11 protein-coding genes are annotated in these 17,094 nt (G+C 64.1%); all 11 read left to right on the top strand.

Annotated features, from left to right (window positions below; translation table 11 throughout):
* Positions 1-47: 47 nt before the first annotated feature.
* The 11 genes from J0O65_RS12340 (at position 48) to J0O65_RS12290 (ending at position 17,042) form a co-directional block, all read left to right on the top strand.
* Positions 48-1,838, top strand: a complete 1,791-nt coding sequence (locus J0O65_RS12340; protein WP_215407124.1) for a DUF2341 domain-containing protein — start codon at positions 48-50, stop codon at positions 1,836-1,838.
* 13 nt (positions 1,839-1,851) lie between these two features.
* Positions 1,852-2,262, top strand: a complete 411-nt coding sequence (locus tag J0O65_RS12335; RefSeq protein WP_034753784.1) for an ExbD/TolR family protein — start codon at positions 1,852-1,854, stop codon at positions 2,260-2,262.
* Positions 2,263-2,272: 10 nt separating this feature from the next.
* On the top strand, positions 2,273-2,989 hold the full coding sequence (locus J0O65_RS12330; protein WP_353056188.1) for an energy transducer TonB family protein: 717 nt from the start codon (positions 2,273-2,275) through the stop codon (positions 2,987-2,989).
* 36 nt (positions 2,990-3,025) lie between these two features.
* The gene (locus J0O65_RS12325; RefSeq protein WP_215407123.1) at positions 3,026-4,759 is read left to right on the top strand and encodes a putative porin; all 1,734 of its coding nucleotides are present in this window, start codon (positions 3,026-3,028) and stop codon (positions 4,757-4,759) included.
* Positions 4,760-4,768: 9 nt separating this feature from the next.
* Positions 4,769-5,455, top strand: a complete 687-nt coding sequence (locus J0O65_RS12320) for a hypothetical protein (RefSeq protein WP_215407121.1) — start codon at positions 4,769-4,771, stop codon at positions 5,453-5,455.
* 29 nt (positions 5,456-5,484) lie between these two features.
* Positions 5,485-5,976: a YbjN domain-containing protein gene (locus tag J0O65_RS12315; RefSeq protein WP_251373704.1), complete on the top strand. Its 492-nt coding sequence runs from the start codon at positions 5,485-5,487 to the stop codon at positions 5,974-5,976.
* Positions 5,977-6,185: 209 nt separating this feature from the next.
* Entirely contained in the window at positions 6,186-9,290 is a 3,105-nt protein-coding gene (locus J0O65_RS12310; protein WP_215407117.1) for a DEAD/DEAH box helicase, read from the top strand.
* Positions 9,291-9,339: 49 nt separating this feature from the next.
* The gene (locus J0O65_RS12305; protein ID WP_215407115.1) at positions 9,340-10,467 is read left to right on the top strand and encodes a PAS domain-containing sensor histidine kinase; all 1,128 of its coding nucleotides are present in this window, start codon (positions 9,340-9,342) and stop codon (positions 10,465-10,467) included.
* Between the two features lie 137 nt (positions 10,468-10,604).
* Positions 10,605-11,285, top strand: a complete 681-nt coding sequence (locus J0O65_RS12300) for a response regulator transcription factor (RefSeq protein WP_215407113.1) — start codon at positions 10,605-10,607, stop codon at positions 11,283-11,285.
* Positions 11,286-11,441: 156 nt separating this feature from the next.
* Positions 11,442-12,164, top strand: a complete 723-nt coding sequence (locus J0O65_RS12295) for a transposase (RefSeq protein WP_215407112.1) — start codon at positions 11,442-11,444, stop codon at positions 12,162-12,164.
* A 177-nt stretch (positions 12,165-12,341) separates the two neighbouring features.
* A complete protein-coding gene (locus J0O65_RS12290; protein WP_215407110.1) occupies positions 12,342-17,042 on the top strand; it encodes a glutamate synthase-related protein in 4,701 nt (1,566 codons plus the stop codon).
* Positions 17,043-17,094: the final 52 nt, after the last annotated feature.

Genomic DNA, 17,094 nt, shown 5'->3' with positions numbered 1-17,094 from the left:
TCACCAGCACCGCACTTTTTTAGACTTTTCTTCGGAGAATCACTGTCATGCAACGTTTTCGACGTCTCTTATTCCTGCTCACGATCCTGGGCACGCTCGTTCCCGGCCTGGCGCATGCCTGGTGGCAGCCCGACTGGGCTTACCGCAAACCCGTCACCGTCGATGCCGGCCCGAAGGCGGGCGCCGTGGGCGGCGATCCCGGCCGCATTCCCGTGCTGCTGCGCTTGCATTCGGGTAACTTCAACTTCGAAGGCGTCAGCGACAACGGCGCCGACCTGCGCTTCGTGGCGGGCGACGACAAGACGGTGCTGAACCACCAGATCGAACAGTTCAACCCACTGCTGGGCATCGCCCTGATCTGGGTCGACGTGCCGGCCCTGACGGCCGGCACGCCGCAGCAGCTGTGGATGTACTACGGCAATCCGAAGGCGCCCGCCTCCGGCAATGGCCAGCGCACCTTCGACCCCGATTACAGCCTGGTGTACCACTTCAGCGAGCCAGGCGTGCCCTCGCGCGACAGCACCGCCTACGGCAACCATGCCCAGACGGCCGTGCCGGCGCTGGACGGTGCCGTCATCGGCGCCGGCGCCCGCCTGGGCACGGCGCCATTGATGCTGCCCGCCTCGCCTTCGCTGGCGCTGGCCGCCGGCGCGCCGTTCACCTTTTCCGCCTGGGTGCGTCCCGACAACCTGGGCCCGCAGCAAGTGCTGTATGCGCGCCGCGAAGGCGCCAATGAATTGCTGATCGGCGTCGACCAGGGCGTGCCCTTCGTGCAGGTGAATGGCCAGCGCAGCAAGCCGGGCCAGCCGATCCAGGCCGCGCAATGGTCGCACCTGGCCGTCAAGGCCGACAAGGCCAACGTGGCCCTGTACGTGGGCGGCCGTCCCGCCGTCTCGCTGGCCACCGCGCTGCCGGCATTCACCAGCGCCGCTTCGGTGGGCGCCGATGCGCCGCCGGTCGCCACCGGCGCCGCCACCCTGAACAACTTCACGGGCGCCATCGACGAGCTGCGCCTGTCGCGCACGGCCCGTCCCGACGCCCTGTTGCTGGCCGATGCCGTCTCGCAAGGTTCCGAATCGCGCCTGGCCGTGTTTGGCGCCGATGAACAGCAGGCCGGCAAGAGCCATTTCGGCTTCATCATCGCCGCCATGCCGCTCGACGCGTGGATCGTCGTCGGCGTGCTGGGCCTGATGATGGTCTTGTCGTGGATCATCATGATCGGCAAGGGCCGCAGCTATGGCGCCATCTCGCGCGCGAATGCGCAATTCATGCAATCGTTCCACGAGGCGGCCGGCGCGCCGCTGGACCACCTGGCGCGCAACGGCAAGCTGAGCGCTTCCGTGAAGACGGATTCCTCGCTGTGGCGTTTGTATGACGTGGCCATCGACGAGATGCGCCGCCGCCACGACCGCGGCTACGACCTGAACGCCGTGTCGAACGCGACGATCGGCGCCATCCGCGCCGCCATGGATGGCGTGATGGTGCGCGAAAGCGAGCGCATGTCGAAACGCATGATCTGGCTCTCCACCACCATCGAAGGCGCGCCGTACGTCGGCCTGTTCGGCACCGTGATCGGCATCATGCTGGTGTTCGTCGTGGCGGCCATGGCCGGCGCCGTGGACATCAACTCGGTGGCGCCGGGCATGGCGGCAGCGCTGCTGTGTACGGCGGCCGGCCTGGGCGTGGCGATTCCCGCCCTGTTCGGCTACAACTGGCTGTCCTCGCGTTCGGACGCCATCGTCGCCGACATGGCCGTCTTCGTCGATGAATTCGCCACGCGCCTGGCTGAAGAGCAGGGCGACGGACGCCAGATGCGTCCCGTGCTGCAACAGGCGTGAGGGGCGCATAACCATGGCCACCTCCGCCAAGTTTACCCCCCGCAAGCGTAGCGGCGGCATCAACATCACGCCCTTCGTCGACGTGCTGCTGGTGGTGCTGGTGATCTTCATCCTGACCAGCAATGCCAGCATTCCCGGCATCAAGGTCGACCTGCCCAAGGCCAGCTCGGCCATGGCGCTGGAAAAACCGAAGACCAAGGCCATCACCATCGACAACGCGGGCCAGGTCTTCCTCGACGCCTATCCCGTCACCCTGCCCGAGCTGGAAGAGCGCCTGCGCACGGAAAAAGCCCTGACGCCCGACTTCCCCGTGATCGTGCGCGGCGATGCCGCCGTGCAATACGCGAAAGTGGTCGAAGTGCTGGACTTGCTGCGCCGGATCGACCTGAACCAGGTGGGCCTGGTGACCGGCAAGCCGGCATGAGGAGCGCAAGGTGAAGCGTGACGAGATGATGAAGATGGCCGCCGCGGAATCGTCGGGCGCGGCGCAGTGGTGGCGCCGCTGGGGCGGCGTGGCCGGCGGCGTGCTGCTGGCCGGCGCGCTGGCCGCGCTGGTCTGGTATTTGCTGTCGGACACGGCAGCCACCAAGCGCGAAGTGGCGGCACCGCCGATGCTGATGCTGCCACCGCCGCCGCCACCGCCGCCGGAACCGGAAAAACTGCCGGAACCGACACCGGACAAGGTGGTGCCGGAAGTGTCGGAGCCGGAACCGACGCCTGCCGACAAGCCCATGGATGACGCGCCGGAAAGCCCGTCGCCGGACAAGGGCGACCCCGTCACCATCGACGGCGCGGCGCAGGCCGGCAGCGACGCCTTCGGCATCCAGGCCGGACGCGGCGGCGGCATGACGGGCGGCGGCGGTGGCGGCGGCCTCGGCGCGGGATCGTATGGCCGCTATGTGGCCAATGCGCTGCAGCTGGCCTTTGCCCGCGACCCGCGCACGCGCCAGCTGGCATTCAGCGATATCCGCGTCGACCTGTGGCTCGATGCGGAAGGCAGGACGACGAAAGTGCAGCTGGTGCAAGGCACGGGCAATGCACAGACGGATGAGCAAGTGCTGGCCATGGTGCGCGACTTCCGCGCCGACGAGCGGCCGCCGGCGTCCCTGCGTTTCCCGGCCCGCGTGTCGATCAAGGGCCGCCGGCCATAGCGCTCCAATTCATATTAATTTTTTTCGAGAGAAACAATGAATTCCTTATTTTCTTCCCCACAGCGCCTGCGCCGCCTTCCGCTGGCGCTCGCTGCCCTGGCCCTGAGCGTGGCGGCAGGCGCCGTGCAAGCGCAAGCACCGGCCGACAGCACCATGGTCAAGCTGATCCGCGGCCTGATGCAGAGCGGCGCCCTGAACAAGGATGCCGGCGAAGCCTTGCTGGCGCAGGCGCAGAGCGAGGCGCTGGCCGCCGCGCAAGCCCGTCCTGCGGCAGCGCCGGCGGCCCTGGCGCAGGTGCAGCCGGGCGACGTGCGCGTGCCGTATATTTCGCAGACCGTGCGCGAGCAGATCCGCGACGAGATCAAGGGCCAAGTGCTGGCCGAAGCGAAGGCGGGCGGCTGGGCGGCGCCGAATGAGACACCGGCCTGGACCAAGCGCATCCGCGTCGAAGGCGATGTGCGCGCGCGCTACGAATCGCGCTATTACGACATGGCCAACAGCAATATCGAGATCGACTGGCGCTCGCTCAACAGCGGCAGTGGCTACGACGTCAATTCGAACACCAACCTGGCCCTGCCGGCGTTGCTGAACACGCGCGAAGACCGCAAGCATTTGCTGCGCGCCCGCGCCCGCCTGGGCATCCTGGCCGACATTTCCGACAGCACGCAAGCGGGCATCCGCCTGGCCAGCGGCAACGACGACAGCCCGGTGTCCACCACGCAAACCCTCGGTGGCGGCCTGGGCAAGAAAAACATCTGGCTGGACCAGGCCTGGCTGTCCTACCAGCCCGCTGCCTGGCTGAAACTGACGGCGGGCCGCTTCGACAATCCCTTCGTTTCCGGCGACGAATTGTTTTCTAGCGAACTTAATTTCGACGGCATCGCCGCCAAGGTGCAGCAGCCGGTGGGCGCGGCCAAGGACGTCACCGTGTTCGGCACCCTGGGCCTGATTCCGCTCGAGTATTCGTCCGATAATGCGCCTAGCCGCAGCCAGGCAAAAATGTCCAGCGAAAACAAATGGCTGCTGGGCGCGCAAGTGGGCGCCGCGTGGAAGATCAATGGCGACCATCAGTTGCGCGGCGCGCTGGCTTACTACAACTTCCGCAACATCAGCGGCGAGTATTCGCAGCCGTGCGCGCTGTACGCGGGCGCCGATGGCTGCAGCACGGACTGGTCGCGTCCTTCGAGCATGCAAAAGGGCAATAGCTTGATGCTGTTGCGCAATATCGCCCTGAACCCGCTGGACCCGGCGAACACGCCGCAGCCGCAGTACGTGGGCCTGGCGTCGAAGTTCCGCCTGGCCAACCTGAATGCGCGCTGGGATAGCAGGGTGGCCGGCGGCACGGACTTGCGCATCGAAGGCGATTATGTGCGCAACATGGCCTACGACAAGAACGAAATGTGGGCGCGCGCCAAGGGCGGCATCATGAACAACTTCGGCGGCACGGGCGGTGTCTCGCAAGCCGATTTCAGGAGCGGCGGCAACGCCTACATGCTGCAGGCGACCCTGGGCAAGGCCAGCCCGGCGGCGCGCGGCGACTGGAACGTTTTGCTCGGCTACAAGCGCATCGAACCGGATGCCTTGCCTGACGCCTACAACGATTCCACCTTCCACCTGGGCGGCACGAATGCGCGCGGCTATTACCTGGGCGGCGCGTATGCGCTCGACAAGAATACCTGGCTCAATGGCCGCTGGACGTCGAGCCGCGAAGTGTTCGGTTCGGCGCTGTCGATCGACACCCTGCAAATCGAATTGAACGCGCGTTTTTAAGGAGCCATGATGTTGATATTCAACAAAACGCGCTTGCCGCTTCTGCTGCTGATGCTGCTGGCCGGCGCGGCCCAGGCGCAGGGACAAAAAGGCCAGAGCATGGAAGAGCGCCTGCGCGCCGAATTGCGCAATGTCACGGCGCAGCTGCAGCAGACGCGTGGCGAGCTGGAATTACTCAAAGCCAAGGGCGCGCCGGTGGCCACGGCCGCACCAGTCGCCGCGCCCGCCAGCGATGGCTTGAAAAAGGAACTTGCCCGCAGCCAGTCGCAACTGGCGCAGGAGCGCGCGCAGCGGGAAAAACTGGCTGCCGAGCAACAGCGCAGCGGCGCCGCCGCGCAAGAGGCGGCCGCCAGCCTGGCGCAATTGCGCCAGGCCAGCGAACAGCTGGCCGCGACGGGCAAGCAACTGGCAGCGGAGCGCGCGCGCCTCGATGGCGAAGTGGCGTCGCAGCGGGGCGCCCTGGCGCGCTGCGAAAGCAAGAATTCCCAGCTGTATGCGGCCGGGCAGGAAATCCTGCAAGCGTACGAGTCGCTGAATGTGCTGGACGTCATGAAGGCGCGCCAGCCGTTCGCCGCGCAAAGCAGAGTGAAACTCGAGCAAATCGCGCAGCAGTACGGCGACCAGCTGTACCAGGGCCGCTTTGATGCGCGTCAAACCAGTGACACGCCGGCCGCTCCCGCGCCGGCCCCCCAATAATTTTACTTTTTGAAATGAATGGAATGACGATGGAACACACGAATATCGACTTGCTGACCACCCTGAATGCGGAACAAACGGCCGAGGCCATCAAGGCGGCCGGCTGCGCCGTGACCAGCATCGAACACGACGGCGTCGTGCGCCTGCATAGCGCCAGCCACGGCATCGGCTTTCAGGTGCTGTGGGGCAACGAAGCGTCGCCTGGCCAGTATGCGGACCTGACCCTGAGCTGCCCGCTGCGCGTACAGGGCGGCGACCTGCCGGCCGGCTTGCTGGCCGAATGGCACCGCAGCAAGCGCTTCGCCCGCGTGGCCCAGCATGGCGATTTTGTCGTGCTGGAAATGGATGTGCTGGTCGCCGGTGGCGTCAGCCGCGAGTACCTGAATATCAATCTGCAACTGTGGACGCAGATGATGGGCCAGTTCTTCTTGTTTTTGCGCAACTTTACGCCGGCCGATACGAGTACCGCACCGGTGGTCGAGGCCGCCAGCGTGGCGGAAGAAGAAACTGTGCCGGCCTGACAAGCGGGCCAACGGCGGTGAAAAAAGGCCCATGACGGGCCTTTTTTGCCGTCTGCGGGGCCCAAGTGTCGTATTAAATACTTATTTTTTAGGCATCGCGCATGAAAACTGCTCAAAGAGCGTGTGTGAATCAAGCCAGCAACGCCTGTATGGCGGATAATATTGCCTGTTGCCGATTTGGATACGACCTTTACACAAAAATGCGCCCCATGGATTTTACCCGCGACGAAACCAGTGAAACCCCAGTTGCCCCGGCCAGCGCGCCGGGAGCGCCTTTGCCGTATGCCGTCGCCACCTGGCTGCAGCGGGTGGAGGCTGCCGCCCATCCGAAGGCCGTGCTGACGATAGCCGAGCCGGATCCCAAACTCAACGCGCATCGTTTGATCTACGTGCTGGCGCCCACCAGCGGTGGCCGCCACGTGGCCCTGTGCCTGTACAAGGCGCGGCTGCGGCCGAACGGCGACGTGGCGGCGGCATCCCCCATCAGCGAAATCTTTTCCCTGCTGTCGGCGCCGCCCACGTTCCTGACGCCGGCCGACGAAGACCTCGTGCGTTTCTTCGTGGCCATGCGCAGCGGGCAGAATTCGCAGACGGGCAGCGCCACGGAGCCGAAGGGCAAGGTGGGCGCGGCCCTGCTGAAAATGCTGGCCGAGCAGGATAAACTGTTGTGGGCCAATTCCTGGGCCGATGTCGGCAATGGCCTCGTGTATCCGTTGAAGGAAGGTCCCGTGCGTCCCGCGCGCCTGTTCTGGCGCGACGAAGGCAAGACCATGCGCCTGGGCTGGCAAGTGGACCCGCCGGAAGGCGCGAAGCACCATGGCGCCGATCAGATCGACTACATGCTGCCCACCGATCCGCCGTGGTACATCGACAACCTGTCGTGCGGCGTGCTGGAACTGAACCAGGGCGGCTCCGACATTTCCCTCGCCGATCTGCAGGCGCTGGTGGCGCAGGCGCCGCCGCTGAACGCGAACGACAAGGTGCGCGTATCGCAACTGCTGCTGGCGCAAGGCTTGCAGCACTTGATGCCGCTGCCGCAACCGTTGCCGCAGCGCTTGCGCAAGGACGTGCCGGCGCAACCGGTCTTGCTGTTGGATAGCGCCATGCTGGCCGACGGCAGCCTGCAGCGCTGGAGCGATTTCGCCGTGCTGTCCTACGACTACGATGGCGAGCGCGTCTCGTTCGACCCGTCGCAGCGCGTGGTGCGGCAAGTGGGCGAGGTGACGGAAATTATCCAGAGAAACACGGTCGACGAGGCGCGTGCGCTGGCCACCTTGGCCGAGCTGCAATTCAAGAAGCCGGGTTCCGCCCCCTTGAGCGGCTTGAAGGGGGCCTTGCTGCTGCCGTCCCAGGCCGAGTGGCTGCGTTTTGCCGAGTCCGGCATCGACGCCTTGCTGGAGCAGGGCTGGATCGTGGAAAAGACGGCCAAGTACCGCTATGACGTGAGCGACGTGGGCGACTGGTACGCGGAAATCGACGACCAGGACCCGGACAGCGGCAACGCCTGGTTCGAGTTGGAACTGGGCATCGTCGTCAACCATGAGCGCGTGCCGCTGCTGCCCGTGCTGGTGCAGCTGATCCGCAACGCGCCCAACGATTTCAACCCGAAAGTCATCGAAGCCCATGCGGACGATGACCAGATGCTGGCGACCTTGCCGGACGGTACGCGCGTGGCCCTGCCGTGGGGCCGGGTGCGCCCCATCCTCAACACGCTGGGGGAACTGTATTTCAGCGACAAGATCAAACATGCCGTGCGCATGTCGACCCTGGACGCGGCACGCCTGGAAGAGCTGGCGCGTGGCCTGCAGATGGAATGGACGGGCGGCGAGCAGCTGCGCGCCATGGGCCGCAAGCTGAGCCAGTTCGGTGCCGTGCAAAAAGTGGCGGCGCCAGCCGGCCTGCAGGCGACCCTGCGCGATTACCAGGCCGATGGCCTGGCATGGATGCAATTCCTGCGCGACCACGACCTGGCGGGGATTCTGGCCGATGACATGGGGTTAGGTAAAACCGTGCAAACCCTGGCGCATATCCTGGTGGAAAAGGAAGCGGGACGCCTCACGCATCCGGCCCTGGTGATCGCACCGACGAGTTTGATGGGCAACTGGCAGGACGAGGCGGCCAAGTTCGCGCCCAGCCTGAAAGTGCTGCTGTTGCAAGGCAAGGATCGCGCCCAGCAATTCGACCAGATCGACCAGTGCGACCTGGTGCTGACGACGTATGCGCTGTTGCCGCGCGACGAGGAAACCTTGCGCGAGCATGATTTCCACCTCGTCATCCTCGACGAATCGCACTACATCAAGAATACGCGCAGCAAGGCGGCGCAAAGCGCGGGCCTGCTGCGCGCGCGCCACCGCCTGTGCCTGTCCGGCACGCCGCTGGAAAATCACCTGGGCGAGCTATGGTCGCAATTCCACTTCCTGCTGCCGGGCTTGCTGGGCGACGAGAAGACCTTCAACACCCAGTTCCGCCATCCGATCGAGCGCCAGGACGACCCGCTGCGCCGCATGCTGCTGAACCGCCGCATCAAGCCCTTCCTGCTGCGCCGCACGAAGGACAATGTGGCCAAGGAGCTGCCGCCGAAGACGGAAATGGTGCGCAAGGTGGAATTGACGGGGCCGCAGCGCGACCTGTATGAAACCGTGCGCCTGGCGATGGATCAAAAAGTACGCGAAGAAATCGACAAGAAGGGCGTGGCGCGCAGCCAGATCGTCATCCTCGAAGCGCTGCTGAAACTGCGCCAGGTCTGCTGCGATCCGCGCCTCGTGAAGTCGCTACCGGCGAAAAAGCAGTCGGCCGGTTCGGCCAAGTTGCTCGACCTGATGCAGATGGTGGAAGATTTGCTCGACGAAGGGCGCAAGATTCTCGTCTTCTCGCAATTTACCAGCATGCTGGAATTGATCGAGGAAGAACTCGAATCGCGCGACATCCCGTATGCCTTGCTGACGGGCGAAACGAAGGATCGGGGCGCGCAAGTGGCGGCCTTCCAGCAGGGCGCCGTGCCCATCTTCCTGATCAGCCTGAAAGCGGGCGGCGTGGGCTTGAACCTGACGGCGGCCGACACCGTCATCCACTACGACCCGTGGTGGAATCCGGCGGCGGAAAACCAGGCCACGGACCGCGCCTGGCGCATCGGCCAGGACAAGCCCGTGTTCGTCTATAAATTGATCGCGAAGGGCACCCTGGAAGAAAAAATCCAGCTGCTGCAGCAAAAGAAATCGGAGCTGGCGCAATCGATCCTGGCCGAGGGCGAGTCGCAGAAGATGGCCCTCACGCAAGAAGACTTGCAGCAGATTTTCGCTCCGCTGGAAGATTGAGGGCGCGGCACGCTTATACTTGGCGATTCTTTCTTGCCAGGTATAAAGCATGCTGCCCTTCCTCCTTTTGCTGCTTGCCGGCGTCATCCTCATGGCGCTGCGCTTCGTCCAGCTGCGCCGCGCCCTGCTGCGCGCGCGGGCGGGCGAAGCGCAGTTCCGCCTGCTGGCCGAGCATGGCCGCGACGCGGCCTTCCTGCTCGACGCCACCACCCTTGAACTTCTATACATCAGCCCCGCCGCGCAGCGCCTGACGGGCCACGACCTGGCCGCCTTGCGCGAACACGCGGCGGTCCTGGCGGCGGACGTGCCGGCCCGGTTGCAGCGCTGGCGCGACGGCGACGCCAGCCGTTTGACCCTGTTGCGCGAAGTGGAATTGCCGCACGCCGACGGCCGCTTGCTGGCGCTGGAAATCCATTCCACTATCGTGCCGGCCGCGGCGGGACGAGGTATCACCGTGGTGGGCACCTTGCGCGACGTCAGCGCCGCCCACGCGCAGGAAGCGGAGCGGGAAAAGGAGCAGAAGCGCTTCGCCTCGATGCTGTCGCACGAATTCCGCACGCCACTGGCCACCATCGACGGCGCCATCCAGCGCCTCGTCTCGACGTCCACCGAGGCGGACGAGGCCACGCGCAAGCGCTACGTGAAAATCCAGACGGCCGTCGACCGCCTGTTGGGCATGATCGACGACTACCTGTCGCCCGAACGCATGGCGGCCATCGGCCGCGAGCGGGCCGCCGACGGCATCGCGCCGCTGGCCTTGCTGCAGCAGGCGGCCGCCACCGTGCCGGTCAGCCACCATGTGCAGCTGGAACTGGACGAGGACTTGCCGGCCAGGCTGCGCTGCGACGTGCCCGGCATGGCCCTGAGCCTGAAAATCCTGCTGGACAACGCCGTCAAGTTCAGCCCGCAGGGCAGTCCCATCACCGTGTCGGCCAGGCTGGTGCCCGAGGGCGGCGTGGCGCTGTGCGTGCGCGATGCGGGGCCCGGCTTGCGGGAGGAAGAACTGGTGCAATTGTTCGAAAAAGGTTTCCGTGGAAGCTATGCCACGCATCCGGGCGCGGGCCTGGGCCTGTACATGGCGCGCGCCGTGGTGGACGTGCATGGCGGGAGTTTGCAGGGGCATAATCTGCCCGAAGGCGGGGCGCTTTTCCGCATTTGGCTGCCGCTTCCTGTCTAGACAAGGAAAAGCCTTGCTTCCGCTGAAGGCAACCGTGATAATTCCTTGACGTAAACATGGTCTGCCGTCCATCATGGTGCAGAAGTACATGGCATGGTCTGCCCACGGTAGCTCACTAACGGAAGAATGGCGTTGCAATGACGAAAATACTGATCGTCGAAGACAATCTCGACTACGCCGAAGACATGGCGGAGTTCCTCGTTGAGCTCGAACACGACGTCCATATCACCAGCTCCGCTGGCGGCATGTGGACCGCGTTGAGCCATGGCAATGTTGGCGTGGTTGTGCTGGACCTGGGCCTGCCCGATGAGGACGGCTTCAACGTCATCCCCCGCATGCGCCAGCTGTATCCGCAAATCGGCGTGCTGGTGCTGACGGGGCGCGTCGCCTTCGACAGCCGCATCCTGGGCTTGCGCCTGGGCGCCGACCACTATCTGACCAAGCCGATCAAATTCCCCGAACTGGCCGCCCACATCGAGGCGCTCGACCGCCGCGTCGGTCCGCAAGATCCCGTGCCCGAGCCAGGCAAGTGGACCTTGAAAGTGAGCGCTCGCCAACTTGAGCTGATGGGGGCCGTCATCGCCCTGACGGAAAAGGAATTCAACTTCCTGCACCTGCTGACCATCAACACCCGCCCGGTGCCGCGCGACGTCATCGTGGCCGGCATGGGCGGCGAAGACCCCGATGCGGGCCGCCGGGTCGACATGCTCGTGTATCGTTTGCGCAAGAAAGCCAAGACGGGCCTGGGCCAGGACTTGCCGCTGCGCAGCGCATATGGCGAGGGTTACAGCCTGTCGGCCAGTTTCAACCTGTCCTGATCGTCGCTATTGCGCCGCCCGCAAGTGGCTGGCGCAATAAAAGGGACAGAGTCAAACGCTTTTTTTGCGATTTCAAATAAAACAGGGTCAGAGTCGTTCCTGGCGCGCGCAAGTGTGTAAAATCAAGGCCTTAGCCTTCTTTTTACCGATTCTGCCATGGCCCGTCTGCCCCGTCTCATCATCCCTGTACTGCCCCATTACCTGATCCAGCGCGGCAGCAACCGCCAGCCCGTGTTCCAGGATGCGCTCGATTACGCGCAATGCTTGTCCTGGCTGAAAACGGGCGCGAAAATGTTCAAGGTGGCCATCCACGCCTATGTTTTGTTGCCGGATCAGCTACATTTATTGGCCACGCCGGCCGATGCGACGGGCCTGGGGCAGCTGATGCAGTGGCTGGGGCGCTATTACGTGCCGTATTTCAACCAGAAATACGGCCGCGAAGGTGCCTTGTGGCAGGGACGCTACAAAACTTCCGTTATCGATCCCGACAATTTCTTCCTCACCTGCTGCCGCTACCTGGAGTGCGTGCCCGTGCAGACGGGCCTGGCGAGCCAGGCGCTCGACTACAGCTGGTCCAGCTATGCCCACCATGCGGGTGTGCGTCCCGATCCCGTCATCACCGACCATGCGCTGTACTGGGCGCTGGGCAACACGCCATTCGACCGCGAGGCGGCCTACCTGCGCCTGTTCGAGCAAGGCCTGGGCGGCAGCCAGGTCAAGGTGGTGGAGCAGGCTGTATTGAAGGGCTGGCCGCTGGGTTCCGACGCTTTCAAGCAGGCGCTGGAGCAGAAAATGCAGCGGCAAGTGCTGCCGGCCAAGCGGGGCCGTCCCCGCAAAATCGTGCCCGCAGCGGACACCGTGAAAAGTATTGGCAGCTAAAACAAAAAATGGTTTCTTTCCGCGCTTTTATTGAAATTGCTTTGACTGTGTCCCTATTAAATTTTTAGGGCGACAGAATTGAATTTAATTCGACTCCGACCCTAATTTTTCTGGTTGAGTTTTTTGTTGCGTTGCACTACTCTAGTTTTTCGATAGTCATATGCAGCGGAGAAGCCCATGAAAGCGCAAGGCCTGTACGACCCAGCCAATGAACACGATGCCTGCGGCGTCGGTTTCGTCGCCCATATCAAGGGCAACAAGACCCATTCGATCGTCGAACAGGGTTTGCTGATTCTGAAGAACCTCGATCACCGGGGCGCCGTGGGCGCCGATGCGCTGATGGGCGATGGCGCCGGCATCCTGATCCAGATTCCCGACCAGTACTACCGCGAAGAAATGGCCAAGCAGGGCGTGGAATTGCCGCCGCCTGGCGAATACGGCGTGGGCATGGTCTTCCTGCCGAAGGAGCACGCGTCGCGCATCGCCTGCGAACAGGAAATCGAACGCGCCGTGCGCATCGAGGGCCAGGTCGTGCTGGGCTGGCGCAACGTGCCCATCGATACCGACATGCCGATGTCGCCCACCGTGCGCGCCAAGGAACCGGTGATTCGCCAGATCTTCATCGGCCGCGGCCCGGACATCATGGTCACCGATGCGCTCGAGCGCAAACTGTATGTGATCCGCAAATCGTCGGGCCACGCCATCCAGGCCTTGAAACTGCTGCACGGCAAGGAATTCTTCGTGCCGTCGATGTCGGCCCGCACCATCGTATATAAAGGCTTGCTGCTGGCCGACCAGGTGGGCGTGTACTACAAGGACTTGCAGGACGCGCGCTGCATCTCGGCCCTGGCCCTCGTGCACCAGCGTTTCTCGACGAATACCTTCCCCGAATGGCCGCTGGCCCACCCTTACCGCCTGATCGCCCATAACGGCGAGATCAATACGGTGAAAGGCAACTTCAACTGGATGCGCGCGCGCGAAGGCGTGATGAAGTCGGCCGTGCTGGGCGACGACCTGCAAAAGCTGTTCCCCCTGATCTATGAAGGCCAGTCCGACACGGCGTGCTTCGACAATGCGCTGGAACTGCTGTTGATGGCCGGCTACCCGATCGCCCAGGCGATGATGATGATGATTCCGGAAGCGTGGGAAAACCACACGACGATGGATGACAACCGCCGCGCCTTCTATGAATACCACGCGGCCATGATGGAACCGTGGGACGGCCCGGCCGCCATGGCGTTTACGGACGGCCGCCACATCGGCGGCACCCTGGACCGCAACGGCTTGCGCCCGGCCCGCTACATCGTCACGGACGACGACCTCGTCGTGATGGCGTCGGAATCGGGCGTGCTGCCGATTCCCGAGTCGAAGATCATCCAGAAATGGCGCTTGCAGCCTGGCAAGATGTTCCTGATCGACCTGGAAGCGGGCCGCATCATCGACGACCAGGAACTGAAAAACACCTACGCCAACGCCAAGCCATACAAGGCGTGGATCAACTCGGTGCGCATCAAGCTCGACGAGATCAAGCTGGCCGAAGGACAAGCGAAACAGGACCGCGCCCAGGGCGAAAAAGCCCAGCCATCGTTGCTGGACCGCCAGCAGGCGTTCGGCTACACGCAGGAAGACTTGAAATTCCTCATGGCGCCGATGGCGCTGGCCGGCGAAGAGGCGACGGGTTCGATGGGCAATGACTCGCCGCTGGCCGTCATGTCGAACAAGCTGAAACCGCTGTATAACTACTTCAAGCAACTGTTCGCGCAAGTGACGAACCCGCCGATCGACCCGATCCGCGAAGCGATGGTGATGTCGCTGGTGTCCTTCATCGGCCCGAAACCGAACTTGCTGGACACGAATAACGTGAATCCGCCGATGCGCCTGGAAGTGGCGCAGCCCGTGCTGGGCTTTGACGACATGGCGCGCCTGCGCAACATCAGCGCCCACACGGGCGGCAAGTTCAAGTCGTATGAACTCGATATCTGCTACCCGCTGGCCTGGGGCAAGGAAGGCGTGGAAGCGTGCCTGGCCTCGCTGTGCGCGGAAGCCGTCGACGCCGTCAAGTCGGGCCACAACATCCTGATCGTCTCGGACCGCGCCATCTGCGCCGATCAGGTGGCGATCCCCGCGCTGCTGGCCACCTCCACCGTGCACCAGCACCTGGTGAGCAAGGGCTTGCGCGCCTCCACCGGCCTCGTCGTGGAAACGGGCTCGGCCCGCGAAACGCACCACTTCGCCTTGCTGGCCGGCTATGGCGCGGAAGCCGTCCACCCCTACCTGGCCATGGAAACCCTGGCCGAGCTGGCGCACGGCTTGCCGGGCGACCTGTCGGCTGACAAAGCCATCTACAACTACACCAAGGCCGTGGGCAAGGGCTTGATGAAGGTCATGTCGAAGATGGGTATTTCGACGTATATGTCTTACTGCGGCGCGCAAATCTTCGAAGCCATCGGCTTGAACAAGTCGCTGGTGGACAAATACTTCAAGGGCACGGCCTCGAACGTGGAAGGCATCGGCGTGTTTGAAGTGGCGGAAGAAGCGCTGCGCCTGCACGCGCTGGCCTTCGGCAACGATCCCGTGCTGTCCGATAAGCTCGACGCGGGCGGCGAATACGCGTTCCGCGTGCGCGGCGAAGACCACATGTGGACGCCGGACGCGATCGCGAAGCTGCAGCACTCTACGCGCAGCAACAATTTCTCCAGCTATAAGGAGTACGCGCAAATCATCAACGACCAGAGCCGTCGCCACCTGACCTTGCGCGGCCTGTTCGAGTTCAAGCTCGACCCGACCAAGGCGATCCCGCTCGATGAAGTGGAACCGGCCAAGGAAATCGTCAAGCGTTTCGCCACGGGCGCCATGTCGCTCGGTTCCATCAGCACGGAAGCGCACGCGACCCTGGCCGTGGCCATGAACCGCATCGGCGGCAAGTCGAACACGGGCGAGGGCGGCGAAGATCCGAACCGCTACACGCAGGAATTGAAGGGCATCCCCATCCGCCAGGGCGACACCATGGCGTCCGTCGTGGGCGCCGAGCAGATCGTCGTCGATATTCCCCTGCAGGAAGGCGATTCCATGCGCTCGCGCATCAAGCAGGTGGCGTCGGGACGTTTCGGCGTCACGGCGGCCTACCTGAATTCGGCCGACCAGATCCAGATCAAGATGGCGCAGGGCGCGAAACCGGGCGAAGGCGGCCAGTTGCCGGGCCATAAGGTGTCCGAATACATCGCCAGCCTGCGCTTCTCCGTGCCGGGCGTGGGCTTGATTTCGCCGCCGCCGCACCACGACATCTACTCGATCGAGGATCTGGCGCAGCTGATCCATGACTTGAAGAACGCCAATCCGCGCGCCTCGATTTCCGTGAAACTGGTGTCGGAAGTGGGTATCGGCACGGTCGCGGCCGGTGTCACCAAGGCGAAAGCCGACCACGTGGTCGTCGCCGGCCACGACGGCGGCACGGGCGCGTCGCCTTTGTCGTCCGTGAAACATGCGGGCACGCCGTGGGAGCTGGGTCTGGCCGAAACGCAACAAACGCTGGTCTTGAACGGCTTGCGCAGCCGCATCCGCGTGCAGGCCGACGGCCAGATGAAGACGGGCCGCGACGTGGTCATCGCCGCCCTGCTGGGCGCCGACGAGATCGGTTTCGCCACGGCGCCGCTGGTGGTCGAAGGCTGCATCATGATGCGCAAATGCCACTTGAATACGTGCCCGGTGGGCGTGGCCACGCAAGATCCGGTGCTGCGCGCCAAGTTCTCGGGCAAACCCGAGTATGTCGTCAACTACTTCTTCTTCGTTGCCGAGGAAGCCCGTCAATTGATGGCGCAGCTGGGCATCCGCACGTATGACGAACTGATCGGCCGCGTCGACTTGCTGGACAAATCGAAGGCGATTTCGCACTGGAAGGCGCAAGGCCTGGACTTCTCGTCCATCTTCCACAAGCCGGCAACACCGGATGGCCAAGCCTGCCGCCACGTGGAGTTCCAGGACCATGCGCTGGAAAAGGCGCTCGACCACAAGCTGATCGCGCAGGCGCGCGCGGCGCTGGAAAAGGGCGAGCGCGTCTCCTTCATCTCGCCCGTGCGCAACCTGAACCGCACGGTGGGCACCATGCTGTCCGGCGAAGTGGCGAAGAAATACGGCCACGCCGGCTTGCCGGACGACACCATCCACATCCAGCTGCAAGGCACGGCGGGTCAGTCGGCCTGCGCCTTCCTGGCGCACGGCATCACGATCGACCTGGTGGGCGAGGGGAACGATTACGTGGGCAAGGGCTTGTCGGGCGGACGCATCATCGTGCGGCCGAATACGGAATTCCGTGGCTGGGCCGTGGACAACATCATCATCGGCAACACGGTGCTGTACGGCGCCATCGCCGGCGAAGCCTTCTTCAATGGCGTGGCCGGCGAACGCTTTGCCGTGCGCAACTCGGGCGCCACCACGGTGGTCGAGGGCCTGGGTGACCATGGTTGCGAATACATGACGGGCGGCACAGTCGTGGTGCTGGGCAACACGGGACGCAACTTCGCGGCCGGCATGTCGGGCGGCATCGCCTATGTATATGACCCGCTTGGTGACTTTGCCAGCAAGTGCAACACGGCCATGGTCAGCCTGGACAAGGTCGTGTCCGCGGCGGAACAGCACGTCGACCGCGACGCCTGGCATACGCAGCACCGCGACGGCGTGCCGGAAGCGGACGAGGTCATCCTCAAGCGCCTGATCGAGCGTCACTTCAAGCACACGGGCAGCACCCGCGCCCGCGTCCTGTTGGACGACTGGGCCGCGGCGCGCGGCAAGTTCGTGAAGGTCTTCCCGAACGAATACAAGCGCGCGCTGATCGAGATGGCTGCCGATGCCGCCATGGAAGTGCAAGCCGTCGCCGCCTGAGCAAGCCAAGCTCATTGCCAAATGAATGAGCAGGGAGCGGCCCGGCCGCTCC

It is taken from the genome of Janthinobacterium sp. JC611 (assembly GCF_018682595.1).
Classification (GTDB): Bacteria; Pseudomonadota; Gammaproteobacteria; order Burkholderiales; family Burkholderiaceae_D; genus Janthinobacterium.
Note: the sequence above shows the minus strand (reverse complement) of the source record. Positions and strands in the feature narration are given on the sequence as shown.